16 protein-coding genes are annotated in these 20,246 nt (G+C 67.2%); 10 read left to right on the top strand and 6 right to left on the bottom strand.

Features of this window, described 5'->3' with window-relative positions:
• Complete coding sequence (locus tag AB2M62_RS10835) at nt 1-2,541, bottom strand: TonB-dependent receptor (RefSeq protein ID WP_404333643.1); 2,541 nt, start codon at nt 2,539-2,541, stop codon at nt 1-3.
• Nucleotides 2,542-2,657: 116 nt separating this feature from the next.
• Nucleotides 2,658-4,238: a sulfotransferase gene (locus tag AB2M62_RS10830; RefSeq protein WP_404333641.1), complete on the bottom strand. Its 1,581-nt coding sequence runs from the start codon at nt 4,236-4,238 to the stop codon at nt 2,658-2,660.
• Between the two features lie 261 nt (nt 4,239-4,499).
• On the opposite strand from AB2M62_RS10830, the gene AB2M62_RS10825 reads away from it, so the two are divergent.
• Entirely contained in the window at nt 4,500-5,810 is a 1,311-nt protein-coding gene (locus AB2M62_RS10825; RefSeq protein WP_404333639.1) for an amino acid permease, read from the top strand.
• On the opposite strand, the gene AB2M62_RS10820 is transcribed toward AB2M62_RS10825, so the two are convergent.
• Together AB2M62_RS10820 and AB2M62_RS10815 are read right to left on the bottom strand one after the other, a co-directional pair.
• On the bottom strand, nt 5,788-7,395 hold the full coding sequence (locus tag AB2M62_RS10820; protein WP_404333637.1) for a phytoene desaturase family protein: 1,608 nt from the start codon (nt 7,393-7,395) through the stop codon (nt 5,788-5,790). The two genes, AB2M62_RS10825 and AB2M62_RS10820, sit on opposite strands and share 23 nt — an antisense overlap.
• Nucleotides 7,396-7,409: 14 nt before the next feature.
• Nucleotides 7,410-8,585, bottom strand: a complete 1,176-nt coding sequence (locus AB2M62_RS10815) for an aromatic ring-hydroxylating dioxygenase subunit alpha (RefSeq protein ID WP_404333635.1) — start codon at nt 8,583-8,585, stop codon at nt 7,410-7,412.
• Between the two features lie 49 nt (nt 8,586-8,634).
• Between AB2M62_RS10815 and AB2M62_RS10810 the strand changes: the two genes are divergently transcribed.
• Nucleotides 8,635-9,228, top strand: coding sequence for a TetR family transcriptional regulator C-terminal domain-containing protein (locus AB2M62_RS10810; RefSeq protein ID WP_404333633.1), 594 nt, complete (start codon nt 8,635-8,637; stop codon nt 9,226-9,228).
• Between the two features lie 133 nt (nt 9,229-9,361).
• Here the strand turns inward: AB2M62_RS10810 and AB2M62_RS10805 are convergent, their stop codons facing one another.
• Together AB2M62_RS10805 and AB2M62_RS10800 are read right to left on the bottom strand one after the other, a co-directional pair.
• Entirely contained in the window at nt 9,362-10,747 is a 1,386-nt protein-coding gene (locus AB2M62_RS10805) for a M20/M25/M40 family metallo-hydrolase (protein WP_404333631.1), read from the bottom strand.
• 119 nt (nt 10,748-10,866) lie between these two features.
• Nucleotides 10,867-11,100 (bottom strand): hypothetical protein, encoded by a 234-nt coding sequence (locus tag AB2M62_RS10800; protein ID WP_404333629.1) that lies wholly within the window; start codon nt 11,098-11,100, stop codon nt 10,867-10,869.
• A 176-nt stretch (nt 11,101-11,276) separates the two neighbouring features.
• On the opposite strand from AB2M62_RS10800, the gene AB2M62_RS10795 reads away from it, so the two are divergent.
• The 8 genes from AB2M62_RS10795 to AB2M62_RS10760 all read left to right on the top strand — a co-directional run bounded on the left by AB2M62_RS10795 (nt 11,277) and on the right by AB2M62_RS10760 (nt 20,148).
• Entirely contained in the window at nt 11,277-11,990 is a 714-nt protein-coding gene (locus tag AB2M62_RS10795) for a response regulator transcription factor (RefSeq protein ID WP_404339904.1), read from the top strand.
• A gap of 8 nt (nt 11,991-11,998) precedes the next feature.
• Nucleotides 11,999-13,321: an ATP-binding protein gene (locus tag AB2M62_RS10790; RefSeq protein ID WP_404333627.1), complete on the top strand. Its 1,323-nt coding sequence runs from the start codon at nt 11,999-12,001 to the stop codon at nt 13,319-13,321.
• A 79-nt stretch (nt 13,322-13,400) separates the two neighbouring features.
• Nucleotides 13,401-14,102, top strand: a complete 702-nt coding sequence (locus AB2M62_RS10785; RefSeq protein WP_404333625.1) for a carbonic anhydrase — start codon at nt 13,401-13,403, stop codon at nt 14,100-14,102.
• Nucleotides 14,099-15,598, top strand: coding sequence for a SulP family inorganic anion transporter (locus AB2M62_RS10780; RefSeq protein ID WP_404333623.1), 1,500 nt, complete (start codon nt 14,099-14,101; stop codon nt 15,596-15,598). Before AB2M62_RS10785 ends, AB2M62_RS10780 begins: the two co-directional genes overlap by 4 nt.
• Nucleotides 15,599-15,760: 162 nt before the next feature.
• Nucleotides 15,761-16,582 (top strand): TorF family putative porin, encoded by an 822-nt coding sequence (locus AB2M62_RS10775; protein ID WP_404333621.1) that lies wholly within the window; start codon nt 15,761-15,763, stop codon nt 16,580-16,582.
• A 107-nt stretch (nt 16,583-16,689) separates the two neighbouring features.
• Nucleotides 16,690-17,310: a CerR family C-terminal domain-containing protein gene (locus AB2M62_RS10770; RefSeq protein WP_404333619.1), complete on the top strand. Its 621-nt coding sequence runs from the start codon at nt 16,690-16,692 to the stop codon at nt 17,308-17,310.
• On the top strand, nt 17,307-18,311 hold the full coding sequence (gene hlyD, locus AB2M62_RS10765; protein WP_404333617.1) for a secretion protein HlyD: 1,005 nt from the start codon (nt 17,307-17,309) through the stop codon (nt 18,309-18,311). Before AB2M62_RS10770 ends, hlyD begins: the two co-directional genes overlap by 4 nt.
• Before the next feature lie 109 nt (nt 18,312-18,420).
• The gene (locus AB2M62_RS10760; protein WP_404333615.1) at nt 18,421-20,148 is read left to right on the top strand and encodes an ATP-binding cassette domain-containing protein; all 1,728 of its coding nucleotides are present in this window, start codon (nt 18,421-18,423) and stop codon (nt 20,146-20,148) included.
• The last annotated feature ends 98 nt before the right edge of the window (nt 20,149-20,246 follow it).

The raw sequence follows: 20,246 nt of genomic DNA, 5'->3' as shown, positions 1-20,246 counted from the left end.
TCAGAACTTCGCCCCGGCCCGGATCCCGATCGTCCGCGGGGTGATCGGCACGATATAGGGCCGCTGGTCGCATGCGCCGCACTCCTGGAACCGCGAGATCTCGCCGCGCTCGTCCCAGATGTTCTGCGAGAACAGCTCGAACGTGTAGCGTGAAAGTTCGAAGCCGACCGCGAGATTGCCGGTCGTATAGGGTTGGAGCCGGCCAAGCGCCGCTGCCTTTTCGACGCGGATGTCCGACGAGGCCGAGCTCTGGTGCGCAATCAGGCCCTGGACATAGGCGCGTCCCGATCCGACCGGCACGGCATAGCGCGCCGTCCCGCTGATCTTGAAGCGCGGGGTCACCGGCAGGCGGGTGCCGGCGGGCGCGAGGATATCGCTGCCATCGCCGATGCAGGTCTGCGTTTCGCACAGATCCTGCCGGGTCTTGGCATCGGTATACGAGCCTGCGGCGGTCAGGTTGAGGCCGCCGAAGGTGGCGTTGGCATCCATCTCGATGCCGCGGATCCGCGCATCCGGCCCGTTCTGGATGATCGTGAAGCTGTTCGGCCCGAGGAAGGAGAATTGGAACGCCTTCCATTGCTGCTGGTAGATCGCGCCGTTGAAGCGCAGCTTGCCACCCGCCAGCGTGGTCTTCCAGCCAAGCTCGTAATTGTAGAGCTTGTCGGCATCATAGGGCGCGACGTCGCCGCGCCGGTTGATCCCGCCCGGGCGGAAGCCGCTCGACGCCACGGCGTAGAACAGCAGCCCGTCGCTCGGCTTGTAGGTGAGGTTGAAGCGATAGGTGACGCCCTGGCCCTCGGTCGCCTTGGGGATCAGCTTGCCGCTCTGATAGGTGGCGAGATTGGTGCACGGGCTGCCCGAGACGGCCGCCGGCAGCAGCGCCGCGGTGTTGCCGCCGTTCAGATAGGCGTCGCGCAAGGTCGTCCCGTCGGCGAGGTAGCAGCCCGCCATGCCGGTGCGCGAGCTGCGCGCGGCATTGAACGGCGAGGCGGTGTACGGACGGCCGTCGGCGGGATCGACACCCGGATTGCGGCCGAAGCCGAAGAAGCCGATCAGCGAATTGTCGTAGATATAGGCACGGGCGCCGGCGGTGAAAGTCAGCTTGCTCGAGAGGTCGAGGCTTGCCTCGCCGAACATTGCATAGTCCTTGTCGACGCGGTGCTGCTGGGTGAGCCACAGTGTGCCGGGCGACCCGTTGACCGAGACGTCGTCGCCAAGGCCGGGGATCTGATAATCCTGGTGGATCAGGTTCGACTGGCGCTGGTAGAACAGCCCGGCGACGAGGCGGAACGGATCCTCCGATGGCGAGGCGACGCGCAGCTCCTGGCTGGTCTTCTTGAAGTGATCGGTGCCGATCACTCGCTGGCGCGGATCGATCGTGTTGCCGGCATTGTCCTGGTAATAGAAATAGCCTGCAAGCCCGCCGACCGAGGCGTAGAGATTGTCGTACGCCTCGGAATAATCGGTATAGTCGGTCGAGGAATAGGCCTTTCGGTCGAGATAGGCGCCGGCATAGGTCACGTCCCAGTTGCCGATCTTGCCCTCGATCGTCAGCGCGCCCTGGATGAAGCGGTCCTTGCGGTTTTCCGGATAGAAATGCTGGACCTCGAGGTCGCCGACCTGCGGATCATAGCCATAGACGCCGTGGCTGCGCGATTCCTGATAGAGCACGGCCGGCGTGACGGTCCAGTTGTCGTCGAGATCGACCTTGAGCGCAGCGCGGCCGCCCCAGGTTTCGGTGTCGTTGTAATTGTCCTCGACGAACGCATCGTTCTTGACGCTGATTCCGTCCTTGATGCAGCCGTTGATGTCGCCGTTTTGATCGAAGGTCGGGGTGCCGCAGAAGGTTCGCGTGCCCGCGACATTGTCGATATAGCCGGCGTCGCGCTGATAGAAGCCCACGACGCGCAGCGCCGCCCAGGGCGAGAGCGGCGTGTTGATCATGCCCTCGATCTTGCCGCCCTGGCCGCCATGCGAAACGGTGTTGCCCTCGATATCCACTCGGCCTTCAAAGGCATTGGTATCGGGCTTGTTGGTGATGATGCGGATCGTGCCCGCCTGGCTCGACGCGCCATACAGCGTGCCCTGCGGCCCGGCGAGGCTTTCGATCCGGGCGACGTCATAGATATGGACGTCGAGCGTGCCGCCGATCGTCGTCACCGGCTGCTCGTCGAGATAGGAACCGACCGAGGGCAGCGAGCCCGAATGGTTGCCGTCGCCGCCCGAGGCGACGCCGCGCATATAGACGGTGGTCGACCCCGGCTGGGTGGTCTGGAACGCGACCGAGGGCAGCAACTGGGTATATTCGTTGAAGTTCGAGATGTTGAGCTGATCGAGCTTGCGCGTGCCGATCGCCTGGATGCTGATCGGGACCGACTGGATGTTCTCGTCGCGCTTCTGCGCAGTGACGACGATCTCCTCCTGGTCGGGCGGCAGATCGGAAGCGCTACTCTGCGCATCCTGGGCCTGCGCCATGGCTGGAAGGGACAGGGCAGTCGAAGCGAGCAAGCCCGAGATCACAGCACGGCGCACAGAATTCATTCACGGCCCCCAGCGTCACAACAATGTAACCGGAGACTGTGCTGCATCGCAGCAGCCGTCAATGCTGTGGATTTGGGCAAGCGCGATCTTCCGCAAAGCGTGACGTTTCTGCAACGTTATGGATTTGGCGGTGCATCCGGATAGGTCGCGACCACCGGGCCGAGCGCATCGATGAGCGGGCCGAGATGCACTTCGAACGGGCGCCAGGCGCGGTCGCCGCCGGTGAAGATCGGCTGGCGTACCTGTTCGGAGCTGGCGGTACGCACCGCGCGCTCGGTCTCGTGGAAGGCAAGGCAAGCGGGCTCGAACTCGACGCCGCACGCGTCGAGCAGCCGGCGGACCTCGGTCTCGGTGTCCGCGACCAGCGCTTCGTGGATGACGCGGTGGACCCGGCCGGGCTGGACTGCATCGAGATGCGTCATCAGCCGCACATAGTCGCGATAATAGCGACCCATATCGTCGAGCGCATAGCTGAACGCCTGGCCGCGCGCGAAATGCTGCTTGAAGTTGGAGAAGCAGCAGGCGCGCGGTTCGCGGCGCGCGTCGATGATCGTCGCATGGGGCAGGATCAGCCGGAGCAGCACGACATGCGCCCAGTTGTTGGGGAGCTTATCGACGAACAGCGGCCGATCGGTGCGGCGCTGGACCGCGGTGCGGCGCAGATACTCCTCGCCGAGCGCGCGGGCGCGATCGGCGGTCAGCTCCGTCAGGCCGTGCGGATAATCGGGAATCTTGCGGGCGAGGGCAGGGAGGTCGGGAAGCTCGGTCGTCCCCTCGATCGCACTGTGGCTGGCGAGGATCTGCTCGATCAGGGTCGAGCCCGCACGCGGCATGCCGAGGATGAAGATCGGATCGCGCGCCTCGCTGCCCCAGCCGGTTCGCTGGGCGAAGAAAGCGGGTGTGGCGATGGCGATGCAATCGTCGACGAATGTCTCGGTCTCGTCGGCGTCGTAGACCAGTTGCGTGCGGCGCAGCGCGTTGCCCGCAGCATAATGCGCGAAGGCGCGATCGGCCTCGCGCCGGTCCTCGAACGCCTTGCCGAGTGCGAAATCCAAGTGAAAACGATCCTCGTCGCCGATGCCGGGCGCGTCCTGCGCCGCTTCCATCGCCGCGATGTCGGCATCGTCGAAGCGCACGGTTTTGAGGTTGGCGAGGCTCCACCAGGCTTCGCCCAACGTCGGCGCGAGATCGAGCGCCTTGCGATAGGCGGCGACGCCGTCGGCCTGGCGCCCCACCGTTTTGAGCATATGGCCATAGCTCATCCACAGCTTGGGCTGGGCGGGCGCCTCTGCCAGGACGCGCTCGTAGAGCAGGATGGCGTCCTCGAACGCGCCCAATCGGCCGAGCGTCGCGGCCTTGAGATTGGCATGGCCGGGGTGATCGGGCTCGGCTTCGAGCAGGAGGTCGAGCTCCGCCAGCGCGTCGCTCGCGCGGTTCTGGCGGTAGAGGACGAGTGCGAGATTGGCGCGTGCCGCCGTGAACGCCGGGGCAATCTCGACGGCGCGGCGCAGCAGGGTTTCGGCATCCTTCAGCCGCCCGATCCGCCCGGCAAGCTCGGCGAGCATGCGGATCGCGCGCGCATCGAACGGATCGCGCTTGAGATAGGCCTTGAGGCCGCGCTCGGCGTCGGGGAGGCGATTGTCATGCAGCGCGAGCGCGGCGGTCATCAGGTCGGGCGGGAAGCGCGTTGCAGGCATCGCGCGAGGATGACCATGCGGGCGCGGTGCGATCAAGCGGAACCCGCGTTTACCTGCGCGAGCGGCCTGCCGCCGATGACCCATGGCATTGCATCGATCCGCGTGTATGCTGCCGGTCTCGCCCACGCGGAGCCTTGATCATGGACGAATTGGCGTCACTGTTCGCACTCTTCTTCGGACTTCCCGCGTCGGTTACGGACCGTTGCCCGGAAGGCGGCGGCAACTGCTGATCCGACCGGCCGGCGCACCGGCAAGCGCCGCATGAGCGATCGCCGCGTCTCCGAGCGACGCGCCCTCGGCTTCTGGCCGGCGCTGGCGCTGGTCGTCGGAAACATGATCGGATCGGGCATCTATCTGCTGCCCGCCACGCTCGCCCCGCTGGGCGCCAATGCATTGATCGGCTGGGGCGTGACCATCCTGGGGGCGATGGCACTGGCCTTCGTGTTCGCGCGGCTGGCGGCGGTGATCCCGTGTGCGGGCGGCCCCTATGCCTTTGCCGACCGCGCGTTCGGGCCGGTGGTGGGGTTCGCGGTGGCGTGGAGCTATTGGATCCTGGTCTGGGCAGGGAATGGCGCAGTGGCGATCGCGGTGGTCAGCGCGCTCAGCGTGCCGTTCCCGGCGCTCGCTGGCGGCACGCCTGCGATGCTGACCGCGCTCGCGCTGATCTGGGGGCTTGTGGCGGTCAACATCCGCGGCGTCGCGCTCGCCGGGCGCATCCAGCTGGTCACCGCGGTGATCAAGCTTGCCCCGCTGATCGCAGTGGTCCTCCTCGTCGTCTGGCTGGTGCTGCAGCGTGGTGGTGCGGCAATCGTCGACAATCCGCCGGTGCCGATCGGGGCGGGAGCCGTTGCCGGTGCGGTGGCGCTCACCTTCTGGGGATTTCTCGGCGTCGAATCGGCGACGGTGCCTGCCGACAAGGTGCGCGATGCGGCGCGGATCGTGCCGCTCGTCACGCTGCTCGGCACTGCGGTCACCGGCGCAGTCTATGTCCTCGTCGCCGGCGGGATCACCCTGATGATGCCCGCCGATCAGGTCGCGGCGTCGCATTCCCCGCTCGCGGCGTTTCTAGGCGGGTGGTGGGGCAGCGGCGCGGCACAGATCGTCGCGGTGTTCGCCGCGATCAGCGCGCTCGGCACGCTCAACGGCTTCGTCCTGCTCCAGGGCGAGATGCCCTGGGCGATGGCGCGCGGCGGCGTCTTTCCCGCCTGGTTCGGCAAGGAAAGCCGCCACGGCACTCCGGCGCGCGCGCATCTCGTGTCGGGTGTGCTGGTCACGATCGTGATGGCACTCAACTATACCGGGTCGACCGGCGCATTGTTCGCCGACATCGCGACGATCAGCCTTGCCGCGGGCATGCTCGCCTATTTCGTCAGCGCGCTGGCGGCGCTCAAGCTTCTCGGCCGCGATGTCGCGGTGCCCTTTGCCGCCACGGTTGCCGCCGGCTTCGTCTTGTGGATGATCTACGGTCTCGGCCTGCGCGCGAACCTTTGGGGCCTCGGCCTGCTCGCGCTCGGCCTGCCGGTGTTCCTGTGGGTGCGGCGAACACGCCTCAGATCGGCAGCAACCGCCTGACCAGCGAGCGATCGCGCAATATCTCGTGCGCGGCGTTGTGCCCCGGCGCGCCGGTGACGCCGCCGCCCGGATGGGTGCCGGCGCCGCACATATAGAGCCCCGCGATTGGCGCGCGATAATCGCCATGCCCGAGCACCGGCCGCGCCGCCCAGAGCTGGTCGAGCGACATATGGCCGTGCATGATGTCGCCACCGATCAGCCCGAACTTGCGCTCGAGATCGAGCGGGCTGTGGACCTGGCGCGCGAGGATCGATGCCTTGAAGTTCGGCGCATACCTGGTGACCGTATCGACGATGTGGTCCGCCGCCGCCTCGCGCTCGTCGTCCCAGCTGCGACCGTCGGGCAGTACGGGAGCGAATTGCTGGCAGAACAGGCTGGCGATGTGCATGCCCGGCGGGGCAAGGCTGTCGTCCACCGCGGTGGGCAGCTTCATCTCAACGATCGGCGCGTCGGACCAGCCCTTGGCCTTCGCGGTGGTGAAGGCCTCATCCATATAGTCGAGCTTCGGCGCGATGATGATCCCGGCGGTATGGTGCTCGGCCTTGTCCTTGCCCGGCAGCACGCTGAAATCCGGAAGCTCGGAGAGCGCCAGGTTCATCCGGAAGGTGCCCGATCCCGCCTTGAAATTGTCTATCCGCCGGGCGAATTCGGGGGTCATGTCGCTGCGCTCGACGAGCTGGCGGTAGAGCAGGGCCGGGCCGACATTGGCCGCGACAATCTTGGCCGCGATCTCCTCGCCCGATTCCAGGCGCACTCCGGCGACCTTCTTGCCATCGACCAGCACGCGCGCGACCGGCGCCTCCAGGCTGATCTCTACGCCCGCCTCGGTGCACGCCTCGGCCATATATTGGGTGATCGCGCCCATCCCGCCGACGCTGTGGCCCCAAGTCCCTTTCTTGCCGTTTACCTCGCCAAAGACGTGGTGGAGCAGCACATAGGCGCTGCCCGGCGTGTCCGGGCTGGCATAGTTGCCGACCACCGCATCGAAGCCGAACGCAGCCTGGATATACGGATTCTCGTACCAGCTCCCGAGGAAATCGCGCGCCGACTTGACGAACAGGTCCATCACGTCGCGCTGCGCCTCGATGTCCATGCCGGCGAGCCGCTTCCCCTGCATCGCCGCGGCGAGCAGCGCGCGCACCCCGCCGCCGGCATTGGGCGGGGTCTTGAGCGCCATGTCGCGCAGTACTTCGGCGACGCGCTCGAGCGCGGCCTCGTAACGGGGAAAGGTCTCGGCATCCTTCGGGCTGAACCGCGCGAACTCGGCCTGGGTGCGCGCCTGCCCGCCGCCAAGCTTGAGATAGCCGGCGTCGTGCGGGAAGAAATTGCTGATCGTCCGCTCGAGGACCCGCCAGCCGCGTTCGTGCAGCTTCATGTCCTTGATCACCTTCGGGCGGAGCAGGCTGACGGTGTAGCTCGCCGTCGAGTTGCGGAAGCCGGGGTGAAACTCCTCGGTCACCGCCGCGCCGCCGACGATGTCGCGCCGCTCGAGCACGCGGACCTTCATCCCCGCACGCGCCAGATAGAAGGCACAGACCAGGCCGTTATGCCCACCGCCGATGACGATCGCGTCGTATTGCTTCATGGCTATCCCCGAATTCAGACGGTGTGCGGCCGCCGCGACCAGCCCGGTGCCGGCGCGCGGTGCTGCCGGGCCTCGGGGATGATCGCGCGGACCTTGGCGGCGAAGCTGCGCAGGCACACCTCGCTCGCGCCGATCGGCCCTGCCGTGTAGCTCGACGAGGCCATGCCTTGCTGAACCCGCTCGATCAGCCAGGTGTCCTCGGCATTGACCACGCGATTGATCCGCCAGTTGGCGTAGCGGACCAGTTTCATCTCGCGGCGGTCATCGGGCAGCGCGAAGGTCATCTCGCGCAGAACGCACGTCGTCGGCGATGTCGGCAGCCACTGCATGAAGTCGATCTGGTCGGCATAGATGTCGAACGCCATGTTCGGCCAGAGCTTGTAGTAGAGCCATAGCCGCTGATTGGCCTCGGGCAGATGATCGACGCGCGGCAGATGCCGCTGGTAGAACGCTTCCCACGGATTGGCCGAGACGCGGTCGACGAGATAGCCCGACATCTTGTCGACCCAGCCCGATGCCTCGATCGCATAGCTCTTGCCGAACAGCCGGGTAAGCCCGTCATGCGCTACCGGAATGTGGAGATTGTCCGAATAATTGTCGCCGACATTCTTCCAGTTGACCGCGCGGTCGCGGGTGCGGACCTCGCCGAGCCGGCGCATCTCCTCGAAGCGATAGGGGGCGATCTCGGCCTCATAGGGTGCCATCATCTCGGCCACGGAAGGCCCGCCGTCATCTTCCAGCCGCACGAACACGAAGCCGCGCCAGATCGACAGATCGACCGGCACCAGCCCGCTCGCCGCCATGTCGAGCGCTGGATAATCGCGCCGCATCGGCACGCCCGAAAGGCTGCCGTCCAATTCATAGGCCCAGGCGTGATAGGGGCAGACCAGCTTCTTCGCGCAGCCGGCATCGCCCTCGACGATCCGCATCGCGCGGTGGCGGCAGACATTGTGGAAGGCGCGGACCACGCCGTCGCGCCCGCGCACCGCGACGATATTCTCGCCGAGATAGGAGAGGGTGCGCCACGCGCCGGGTTCGGCAAGGTCGCTCTCATGGCAGACGATCTGCCAGCTCGGGCGCAGAATGCGCGTCGTCTCGACATTCAGGAATTCAGGATCGGTGTAGATCCAGCCGGGCAGCGACCAGTCGGCGTCCGGATCGGCATTGGATAGAGAGACGAGGATCGCCATGGCCGGCTCCGCGATTGCTTGTTGTACGATCGTATAATAGGCTGCGGAGATGCGCAATCCTGCCTTCACCCGCGCCGAACCCGATGCCCGCCGCCTCTCGCTGATCGAGGCGACGGCGCGAGTGCTGGCGCGCGTCGGGGCAAGCGGCGCCTCGGTCCGCGCGATCGCCGTGGAAGCGAGCGTGTCGCCGGGGCTGGTCGCGCACCATTTCGGCGGCGTCGATGCACTGATCGCGGCAACCTATGCGCATGTCGGAGCGCAGGTCTCGGCGGCGCTCGATGCGGCGGTCGCGGACGCGGGCGACGATCCCCGCGCGCGATTGATGGCCTATGTCGCCGCAAGCTTCGCGCCGCCGATCGCCGATCGCGCGTTGCTCGCGACCTGGACGGCGTTCTGGGGACTGGTGATCGCCCAGCCCGGGATCGCGGCGCTGCATGACGCGCAATATGCCGGGTATCGCGGCGAGATCGAGGCGTTGCTGGCGGCATGCGGGCTGGCGCCGGCGGCACGGCGCCGCGCCGCGATTGCGATCACGGCATTGGTCGACGGGCTGTGGCTGGAATTGTGCCTGTCGCCCGAGCTGCTCGATGCGCACGAGGCGCGCGCGATTGCGGAGCAGCAGATTGCCGTGTTGCTCGGCTGAGAACCCAAACTAGCGATTGATACCTTCGTCATCCCGGACTCTCGTCGGGATCCCGCTTCTTTTGTCCGGCCTGAAGACAGCGGGACCCCGGCTCAAGGCCGGGGTGACGAGAGAAGCAGCCGGGCCTGCAGGGCTATTTCGACAAGTCCGTGAACAGCGACCGGTAATACACGATCGCCGGGGCGATTGCCGCGATCGGCGTGCGTTCGTTGAGCCCGTGGCTGAAGCTGTCCGATTCCTTGATGAACACCGGGCTGGCGCCGTAGCTCGGCACCCCGACCGAGCGATACCACATCGAATCGCTCGCGCCCGACGACATGCTCGGGAACACCGGGGTGCCGGGATAGGCCTTGCCCAGCGCCTTCTCGACCGCGCGGACGAAATCGGGCCGCATCGGCGAGGCGTCGGTCGCGACCGAGCCTTCGCTGACGTCCTTCCACTGGATCGCCGGATCGCCGGCGGCCTTCGCCAGCTCGGCCATGATGTCGGCAGGCTTATGCCCAGGGAAGATGCGGCAATTGATGTTGGCGGTGGCGCGTTGGGGCAAGGCATTGAGCGCATGCCCGCCCGAAACCATCGTCGGCACGCAGGTGGTGCCGATCTTGCCGATCGTGGCATAGTTGGCGCGCAGCGCGGCGACGGCCTTTTCATCGGCCGGATTGGCCGCGAACGCCTTCATTGCCGCCGCGGTCTCAGGGTCCTCATAGCGCGCGGCGGCATTGAAATAGGCCTTGGAGAGGTCGCTCAGCTCAGGCTGGAAGCGATAGGCGCCCACCTTGACCAGCGCGTCGGACAATTCGGCGATCGCATTGACTGGGCGCGGCTCGGAGGAATGTCCGCCGGGATTGGTGACGGTCAGTTCGAAATCGGCATAGGTCTTCTCGGCGCCCTGCCAGGTCATGTAGAGCGGCTTGCCGGTCTTCTCGTCGAGCACGCCGCCGCCGCCGTCGATATTGATCACCAGTTCGGCGTTCTTGAGCTTCTCGGCGATGATCGCCGAGGTCTTCATCGTCGTTTCCTCGTCGCCCGAGAACTGCAGGATGATGTCGCGCCGCGGCTTGTAGCCCTGCTTCTTCAGCTCGATCAGCGTCGCCATCGCGATCGCCGCATCGAGCTTCATGTCGGTGGCGCCGCGGCCGTAGAGATAGCCGTTCTCGACCACCGCGGTGAACGGATCGCGTTCCCAATCGGCGGGTTTGGCCTCGACCACGTCGATATGCCCGGAGATCACCAGTGGCTTGGCCTTGGGATCGCTGCCCGGCCAGCGCGCGATCAGATAGGCGGTGTCGTCGACCGGCGTGACGGCAATTTCGTTCGCGGCGAAGCCGCCGGCGACGAGCTGCTCCTTGAGCCATGCGGCAAGCTGCGGGGTCTGGTTGCCGGGGCCCTGGACGCTGCGAAAGCCGATCGCGCGCTTGGCGATGTCGAGCGCGCGGGCTTCGGTATCGGTGGTCTGAGCGGAAACAGTGGCGGGTAGGATCGCGAGCGTGCAGGCGGCAACAGAGCAAAGCAGCTTCATGGCGGTGTCCGGCAGGGGATGGGACGGCGAGGATAGGCACCGCCATCGACCGGGCGCAAGCGATTGCGCGCCGATCCGGCAAGGGCGCGCGCGGCGCCTCGCCGGATCGGAGGCGGCGATCAGGCCTGCTTGCGCTTGGTCTCCGCACCGCCCAGCGCCTCGACCGGGGCGGGGCAACGGATCACCGCGGGGGTATGGATCGCCTTGCCCGACGGGACATGGACCTGGCTAACGGTGCAGCCTGCCTTGAGCGCGGCGGGGGTGTTGTGCGAACGATAGACATGGTCGTGCGAAGCTGCGGCGGGCGTTGCGGCCGCGGCGAGCGCCAGCGTGGCGAAAAGCATGCGATACATGAGAGAACCTCCAGACAGCGGAAGCCCCCCAGCTAGGGAAGCGGCTTTGCTTGTCCTTGGCACAGGCGTAACAAAGTGTTGCTGCAGGTGCGTACGGCACGCGATCGGCCGCTCGCGCGTTGACCATCGCCGGGACGCTACCTAGCTGCGAGAGGATGTTCTTGAACAACCCGCCCATGACCTTGCCCACGATCGTGCTCGTCGAAGACGACCCGCCCCTGCGCACGCTGACCACGCGCGCGCTCCAGGAGCATGGCTATACCGTGCGCCCCGCGGCGTCGGCGCCTGAGATGTGGCTGGCGCTCGACCAGGGGCCGGTGGACCTGATCCTGCTCGACATCATGTTGCCCGGCACGAGCGGGATCGATCTGTGTCGCGCGATCCGCACCAAGAGCAACGTGCCGATCATCTTCATTTCGGCCAAGGGCAGCGAGACCGACCGGGTTGTCGGGCTCGAGCTCGGCGCCGACGATTATCTGCCCAAGCCCTTCGGCACGCGCGAGCTGATCGCGCGAGTGCGCGCGGTGCTTCGCCGCGGCAGCGGCGCCGAGCAGGAAGCGGCCGAGCGCGCCAAGGGCATGCTTCGCTTCGATGGCTGGACGGTCAACCTTCCCCGCCGCGAGCTGCATTCGCCGACCGGCGCGGTGGTCGACCTGACCGGCGCCGAGTTTGATCTGCTGGTGGCACTGTGCGACCATTCGGGTCGCGTGATCGCGCGCGAGCGGCTGATCGAATTGTCGCGCACGCGGCTGGGCGACAGTTCGGACCGCAGCATCGACGTGCTGGTCAGCCGGCTGCGGCGCAAGCTGGGCGGGGCGGGTGCCTCGGCGCCGATCGTTACCGTGCGCGGCGTCGGCTATATGCTCAACGCGCCCGTTACCCGCGACTGAGCACCGGCTTGAAGCGCTTCGGCACGCCGCTGGGCCTGATCGGCCGGATCTTCGCAATCCTGCTGCTCGCGATCCTGGTCGAGTTTGGCGCGAGCACCTTGCTCTACGAGCGCGCGAGCCAGGTCTCGGTGCGCGAGGACGAGGGACGCCGGCTCGCCGAGCATCTGGTGATCGCGCACAAGCTGCTCGCCGAACAGCCGCCGCGCGCGCGGCCGGCGCTGGCCGAGGAACTCACGACGTCGCGCTACGAGATTCGCTGGAGCGCCGATCTGCCGCCGCCGCTCCGCTTCGCGCCCTCGCTCGATCGGATCCATCACCAGGTGATCACCTGGGAACCGGGATTGGCCGAAACCGATTTGCGGCTGCGATTGACGCCGCCAACGCGCGAGGGCGTGATCGTCGGCAGCCTGCGGTTGCCCGATCGCAGCTGGGTCCAGTTTCGCACCCGCGAGCCGCTGCATCATCTCGATTTTTCGCTGGAGCGCGTGCTGCTTGCGCTGACGCCGGCGGTGGCGCTCATCCTGATCGGCGGGCTTATGGTGCGCCAGACACTGCTGCCGATGCGGCGGCTGGCCGACGCGGCCGAACGGGTGGGCAGCGGCAGCCATGAGGAAGTGCCGGTCGCGGGGCCGGGAGAGGTACGCCGGGTGATCGGGGCGTTCAACCGGATGCAGGCGCGTATCCATAGGTTGATCGCCGATCGGACGCAGGCGCTCGCTGCGGTGGGGCATGACCTGCGTACGCCGCTGGCGCGGCTGCGGCTGCGCGCCGATGCCGTGACCGACCCGCAGGTGCATGACGCGATCCAGGCCGATATCGGCGAGATGGAGGCGATGATCGGCTCGCTGCTGGCGTATCTGGGTGGCGAGGGCGAGACCGAGTCGCCGGCGCCGGTCGATGTCGCGGTGCTCTGCGCGACGCTGGCCGACGACGCGAGCGACCGCGGCCTGCGCGCCGAGTATGTCGGGCCCGATCATCTGGAGCTGATCGTGCGCCGGATCGCGCTCAAGCGCGCGCTGGTCAATCTGGTCGAGAACGCGCTCCACCATGCCGCGCGCGTCTGGCTGCGGGTGCGCGAGGAAGAGGGACGGGTGGTGATCCTGGTCGAGGATGACGGGCCCGGCATTCCCGAGGCGCAGATAGAAAGCGTGCTCCAGCCCTTCGTGCGGCTCGATCGCGCACGCTCGCGCGACACGGTGGGGCTCGGGCTCGGGCTGGCAATCGTCGCGCGCGCCATCGAGGAAGAGGGCGGCACCTTCCGCCTGCGCAACCGGCCCGAAGGCGGGCTCAGCGCCGAGATCGCGCTGCGGAGCAACAAAAGCTTACAGTAAAGCTGCGCTGCAGCAAAACCCGTTCCGTATCTCCCGCAGGATGCGCGCCACCCTTGGCGTGCGCGTATAGGAGGTTCCAGTGAACGAACTCATCGGCCGCGTGCTCGACTTTGAGAAGCAAGTCTTCCCGGGCCAGAGCGCGCTCTATTCGAAACTCGCGGCGGACGGGCAGAGCCCCAAGGCGCTGATGATCTCGTGCGCCGATTCGCGGGTGGTCCCCGAACACATCATGCAGGCGGCGCCGGGCGACCTGTTCGTCTGCCGCAACGCAGGCAACATCGTCCCGCCCTTTTCCAATGCCAACGGCGGCGTCACCTCGACGGTTGAATATGCCGTGATGGTGCTCGGTATCCGCGACATCATCGTCTGCGGCCATTCGGATTGCGGCGCGATGAAGGGCCTTGCCGGCGATCCCGCAAAGCTTGAGGCGATGCCCAACGTCGTCGCCTGGCTGCGCCACGGCATCGCCGCGCGGCAGGTCGTCGACCAGAGCTATCCCGAGCTCGACGACGGCGCACGCGTCCGCACCGTCGCGCTCGAGAATGTCGTCGTCCAGCTCGCCCATCTGCGCACGCATCCCTCGGTCGCGGCGGGCATCGCGCGCGGCGAGATCGCGCTGCACGGCTGGTTCGTCGACATCGGCGCAGGGCAGGTGCTCGGCCTCGATGGCGAGAGCGGTCGCTTCATGCCGATCCGCGAAGACAAGCCGCTTCCCGTGGCGCTGCCCGCGGCGCAGCGGCTGGCCTCGGACCTCGATTATTACCAGGAGGCGGCCGAATGACACGCTCCGCTGCAAACGGAACTGTCGTCCGCGATCTCACCGCCTCCATCGTCGTCTTCCTCGTCGCGATGCCCTTGTGCATGGGCATCGCGATCGCGTCGGGCGTGCCGCCTGAAAAGGGCCTGATCACCGGGATCATCGGCGGCATCGTGGTCGGCGCGCTCGCCGGATCGCCGCTCCAGGTGAGCGGTCCGGCGGCGGGCCTCGCCGTCATCGTCTTCGAACTCGTCCGCGATCAGGGCCTGTCGGCACTGGGCCCGATCCTCGTGCTTGCCGGTCTGATCCAGGTCGTCGCGGGCATCTTCAAGCTCGGCGGCTGGTTCCGCGCGATTTCGCCCGCCGTGGTGCACGGCATGCTTGCCGGCATCGGCGTGCTGATCGTGATCGGTCAGTTCCACGTGCTGTTCGACGCCAAACCGATGTCGAGCGGGCTCGAGAACCTCGCGGCGATGCCGGGCCGGCTGCTCGGCCTGTCGCCCAATCTCGCCGCGGCGGAGATCGCGCTGCTGCTCGGCCTGCTGACCATCGCGGCGATGATCGGCTGGGAAAAGCTCCGCCCGGCGGCGCTGCGGCTCGTCCCCGGCGCGCTGGTCGGCGTCGTCGCGGCGACGCTGGTGGCGTTCTCGCTCGGGCTCGACGTCACCCGCGTCGAAGTGCCGGCAAACATCGCTGCTGCGATCACGCTGCCCGGCACCGAGATGTTCGCCAAATGGCTCAATCCGGCGATCATCACCGCGGCCTTGGCGATCGCGTTCATCGCAAGCGCCGAGACCCTGCTCTCGGCGGCGGCAGTCGATCGCATGCACGACGGCGTGCGCACCAACTACAACAAGGAACTGCGCGCACAGGGCATCGGCAACTTCCTCTGCGGCCTGGCCGGTGCGCTGCCGATGACCGGGGTGATCGTGCGCAGCTCGGCAAACGTCCAGGCGGGCGCCGTGACGCGGCTCTCGGCGATCCTCCACGGTGCGTGGATCCTCGCCTTTGTCGCGTTGCTGCCCTGGCTGCTCCGCGAGATCCCGATGGCGGCGCTCGGCGCAGTGCTGGTCGTCACCGGCGCGCGGCTGGTCAATTTCAGCCACGCCAAGCATCTGTTCCGCGACTATGGCCTGCTGCCCGCGGCGATCTGGGCGGTCACGCTCGTGCTCGTCGTGGCCGAGGATCTGCTGACCGGCGTGCTCGTCGGCATCGCGCTGTCGCTGATCGAGCTGCTGCCGCACGTCCGCAAGCTTCGCCTCAAGGTCCGTTCGCACGATGAGGGCGAGAAGCGGATGATCGCGCTTTCGGGCGCGGCGACCTTCGTCACGCTGCCGAAGCTCAGCGACACGCTCAATTCGGTGCCGGGCGGTGCGCCGGTGCGGCTCGATCTCAGCAAGGTCTCGGCATTCGACCATACCTGCGCCGAGCTGCTCAAGGACTGGCTGCAGCGGCGTCGCGCCGGCGGTGGGCATGTCGAGCTCTACGGGGCCAGCGGGCGCATCGCTGCACTGGCCTGAGCAACACTTCGTTACGAACGGGCAAAGCACCCGAAGGAGAGGATAGGCTAGCAAGACTGGGTCCGGACCGATCGTCGCTCCTCATGCTTGAAGCGCAGTGGGAGGGTGGCGGCGGTCCGGGCGCAGGAGGAACTTCGGCAAGACCACATCAGGGGGTAGCTCATGAAGTTCCACATCGCCGCAGCCGCGGCCGCCATTCTCGCGTGCTCGTCCGTCTCCGCGCAGGCGCAGGACACCGATCCGCCGGGCGACTTCACCGTATCGGGCAGCGTCGCGATCGTCTCGGACTATCGCTTCCGCGGGGTCTCCCAGACCGATGAGGAGATGGCAGTGCAAGGCGGCGTCAGCGTCGCGCACAAGAGCGGCCTCTATGCCGGCACCTGGGGATCGAACCTTGCCGGATGGGGCACGTTCGGCGGCGCCAATATCGAACTCGATCTCTATGGCGGCTACAAAATCGCGCTGGGCGAGGGCAGCGCGCTCGACGTCGGGCTCACCTGGTACATGTATCCCGGTGGCGCCGACGATACCGATTTCGCCGAGGCCTATGTCAAATTGAGCGGGTCGCTCGGCCCGGTCAGCGCGCTCGCCGGCGTCGCTTATGCGCCCAAGCAGGAAGCGCTCGGCAACTTCTCCGCCACGCCCGAGAGCAACGGCCAGAGCGAGGACAATCTCTATCTCTGGACCGATCTCTCCTCGGGTGTCCCCGGCTCGCCGGTGACGCTCAAGGCGCATCTGGGCTATTCGAACGGCAATCCCGGGCTGGGCCCGAACGGCACCAGCGTCGCACCGACGGGCGAATATCTCGACTGGCTGGTCGGCGCCGATGTCGCAGTCGGGCCGCTGACGCTCGGGGTCGCCTATACCGACACCAACATCACGCGCAGCGAATCGGCGTATCTGCTACCCAATTTCTCGTCGACCAAGGATGGTTCCTCGATCGCAGGGTCGCAGGTCGTCTTCTCGGTCTCCGCGGCTTTCTGATCCCCGAATTTCCGGCTCTCCCCCGCATAGGGGCGAGGGCCGGACTTGTTGGGTTGACACCGTCATCGTGGCGGCGCAGTTGTTCGATCGAACGAACAAGGGTGCGCATGCTGTCTTCGTCCCTTCTCGATGCTGCGATCGACCAGTTCGGACGCCTCGGCTTCGAAGGCGCGAGCACGCGTGCGATTGCCAGGGCCTCGGGCACTGCGATGTCCTCGATCACCTATCATTTCGGCGGCAAGCAGGGGCTTTACCTCGCCGCTGCGGAGCATATCGCGCAAGCGATCCGCGAATTGCAGGCGCCTGCGCTCGCCGCTGCGCGCGGTGCCGCGGGGGGCAGTCGCCGCGACGCCGCCATCGCGATGGCGGACGTGCTCGACAGCTTCGCCGCGATGATGCTGCGCCCCGAGACCGAGGGCTGGGCGCGCTTCATCATCCGCGAGCAGCAATTCCCCACCGAGGCGTTCGACCGGCTCTATGCCGGGGCGATGGCCGCAATCGTCGACGTGGCGCTCGCGCTGGTCCGCACCGCGCGGCCGGACCTCGAGGATGCCGATGCGCGCGCCACCGGGCTGCTGCTGGTCGGCCAGGCGCTGGTGCTGCGCGCAGGCCGCGCCTCGGTCACGCGCGTCCTGGGGATCGAGACCATCGACGAGCCCGCCGCAGCGCTGCTGCGCGCACGGCTGCGCGCCAACGCCCTGTGCATTCTTTCGGAGACCGTGGGATGAACCGCCGGATTGCGATCGTTGCGATATTGATAGTTGTGGCGATCGCCGCGGGGGTAACGCGCGGGTTCGGACTGTTCGCGCCGCACCATGATGCGGGGCTGACGCTCCACGGCAATGTCGACATTCGCGAAGTCGATCTCGGCTTTCGGGTGAATGGCCGGATCGATGCCATCGCCGTGGACGAAGGCGCGCGGGTGCGGCGCGGCGACCTGCTCGCCAGGCTCGACACCGCGACGCTCGACAGCCGCACCGCCGAGGCCGATGCCCGCGTGGCACAGGCCCAGGCGCAACTCGCCAAATTGCGCAACGGCAACCGCGCGCAGGACATCGCCCAGGCGCGGGCGCGTGTTGCTGCGGCGCGCGCGGTCGCCGACGATGCCCAGCGTGACTATGCGCGTCGCCAGCCGCTCGTTGCTCCGGGCGCGATCAGCCGCGACGTGTGGGAGCAGACGGTGGCGCAGCGCGATCAGGCGCGTGCCCAGCTGGTGGAGGCGCAGCAAGGCCTGTCGCTGCTCCAGGCCGGCAGCCGCAGCGAGGATATCGCCGCGGCACAGGCCGCGCTGCAATCGGCGCAGGCGGCGCGCAAGAGCGCGGGCACCGATCTTGGCGACACGCGCTTGGCGGCCTCGACCGATGGCGTGGTGGTGACGCGGGCGCGCGAGCCCGGCGCGATCGTCCAGCCCGGCGAAACCGTGCTGACGCTGGCGATCGACCGGCCGATGCGCATCCGTGCCTATGTCGCGGAGCCCGACCTCAGCAGGATCAGCCCGGGGATGCAGGTGGTGGTGACTGCCGACGGCAATGCCAAACAATATCACGGGACGATCGGCTATATCGCGCCGCGCGCGGAGTTCACGCCCAAGACGGTCGAGACCGAGAATCTGCGCACCGACCTCGTCTATCAGTTGCGCGTGATCGTCGACGATCCTGATGACGGCCTGCGGCAGGGGCAGCCGGTGACAGTGGCGGTGCCAGGTGCGCGGGCGAAGGCCAAGGACTGATGGATGGGGACCGCCTTGTTGCGAGCGGTTTGCATTTCGTTGTGCGAACCAATCGCAATAATGCTTCTCCGCTCCCTTGCAGGGAGGGGAATCTCGTGGGCGGTGGCTTGTGACAGCGCTCGCTTCCACGCAGGGGCTGATCAAGCGGTTCGGCGACGCGCCGGCGCTCGATGGCGTGTCGATCACGGTGGCCGCAGGAACGGTAACCGGGCTGGTCGGCCCGGACGGCGCGGGTAAGACGACGCTGATCCGTATCCTCGCCGGGCTGATGGCGCCGAGCGAGGGGCGCATCGAAGTGCTCGGCGGCAAGCCGGGCGACCGGCTCGACGACCTCGGGTACATGCCGCAGCGCTTCGGGCTTTATGAAGACCTGACCGTCATCGAGAATCTGCGGCTCTATGCCGATGTCCGCGGGCTGGCGCGGGACGCGCAGCAGGCGAGCTTCGACAAGCTGCTGGAATTCACCGATCTCAAGCGCTTCCAGGATCGGCTGGCCGGCAAGCTTTCGGGGGGCATGAAGCAGAAGCTCGGCCTGGCCTGCGCGCTGGTCAAGACCCCCAAGCTGCTGCTGCTCGACGAGCCGGGGGTGGGCGTCGATCCGATCTCGCGGCGCGAATTGTGGGCGATGGTCGGCGATCTCAAATCCGACGGGATCGGGGTGCTGTGGTCGACCGCTTATCTCGACGAGGCCGAGAAGTGCGACACGGTCTATCTGCTCAACGAGGGCAAAATGCTGTTCGACGGGCCGCCGCGGGAATTGACCCGGGGCGTGGCCGACCGGGTGATCCGGGTGACCGGGTTCGAGGAGCGGCGGCGGCATTTCCTGACCCGCGCGCTCGACCGCGACGACGTGATCGATGGGACGATCCAGGGGCGATCGGTGCGGCTGCTGCTCAAGGACGGGGTAGAGGTGCCCGACGCTGCGGCATTCGACGCGGGCGGCAAGACCGAAGTTTCGCGCGCCGAGCCGCGTTTCGAGGATGGCTTTATCGAGCGGCTGGGCGGCGGCCCCAAGGGGACCAGTGCGCTTGCCGCACGCTATCGCGACATCCCGCCGAACGACGAGTGCGCGATCGAGGCCAAGGGGCTGACCAAGCGCTTCGGCGACTTCATCGCGGCCAAGGACATGAATTTCGCGATTCCGCGCGGGCAGATCTTCGGGCTGCTCGGGCCGAATGGCGCGGGCAAATCTACGACGTTCAAGATGTTGTGCGGACTGCTGACGCCGACTTCCGGCACCGGCGCCGTGGCGGGCAAGTCGCTGCGGTCGTCGCGGGCGGATGCGCGGGCGTCGCTCGGCTATATGGCGCAGAAATTCTCGCTCTATGGCGATCTGAGCGTGCGGCAGAATCTCGATTTCTTCGCCGGCGCCTATGATCTCGATCGCGCCAAGGCGCGCGAGGCGATCGCGGCGATGGCCGACATCTTCGAGCTGAAGGACAAGCTCGACGTCAATTCGGGGACGCTGCCGCTCGGCTTCAAGCAGCGGCTCGCGCTCGCCTGCGCGGTGATGCACGAGCCGCCCGTCCTCTTCCTCGACGAGCCGACATCGGGCGTCGATCCGGTTACCCGGCGCGAATTCTGGACGCATATCAACGGGCTGGTCGAAAAGGGGGTGACCGTGCTGGTCACCACGCACTTCATGGACGAGGCCGAATATTGCGACCGGGTGACGCTGATCTACCGCGCCGAGCAGATTGCGACGGGCACGCCCGATGACCTGAAGGCGCAGGCGGCGCGGCTGGCCGAGATCGAGGATCCGACAATGGAGGACGCCTTCATCGCGTTGATCGAGGAATTCGACCGCAAGCGTGGCGAAGGGAAGGAGGCGGCGTGAGACCGTATCGGCCCCTGCGCGCGTTCGCCTCCCCTCCCTGCAAGGGAGGGGCCAGGGGTGGGTATAGCGAGGCCGAGGCTCGATGCCTCGGTTTCGCT

Source organism: Sphingomonas sp. MMS12-HWE2-04 (assembly GCF_044881185.1).
GTDB lineage: Bacteria > Pseudomonadota > Alphaproteobacteria > Sphingomonadales > Sphingomonadaceae > Sphingomonas.
This window is presented reverse-complemented; position numbering and strand designations above follow the sequence as displayed.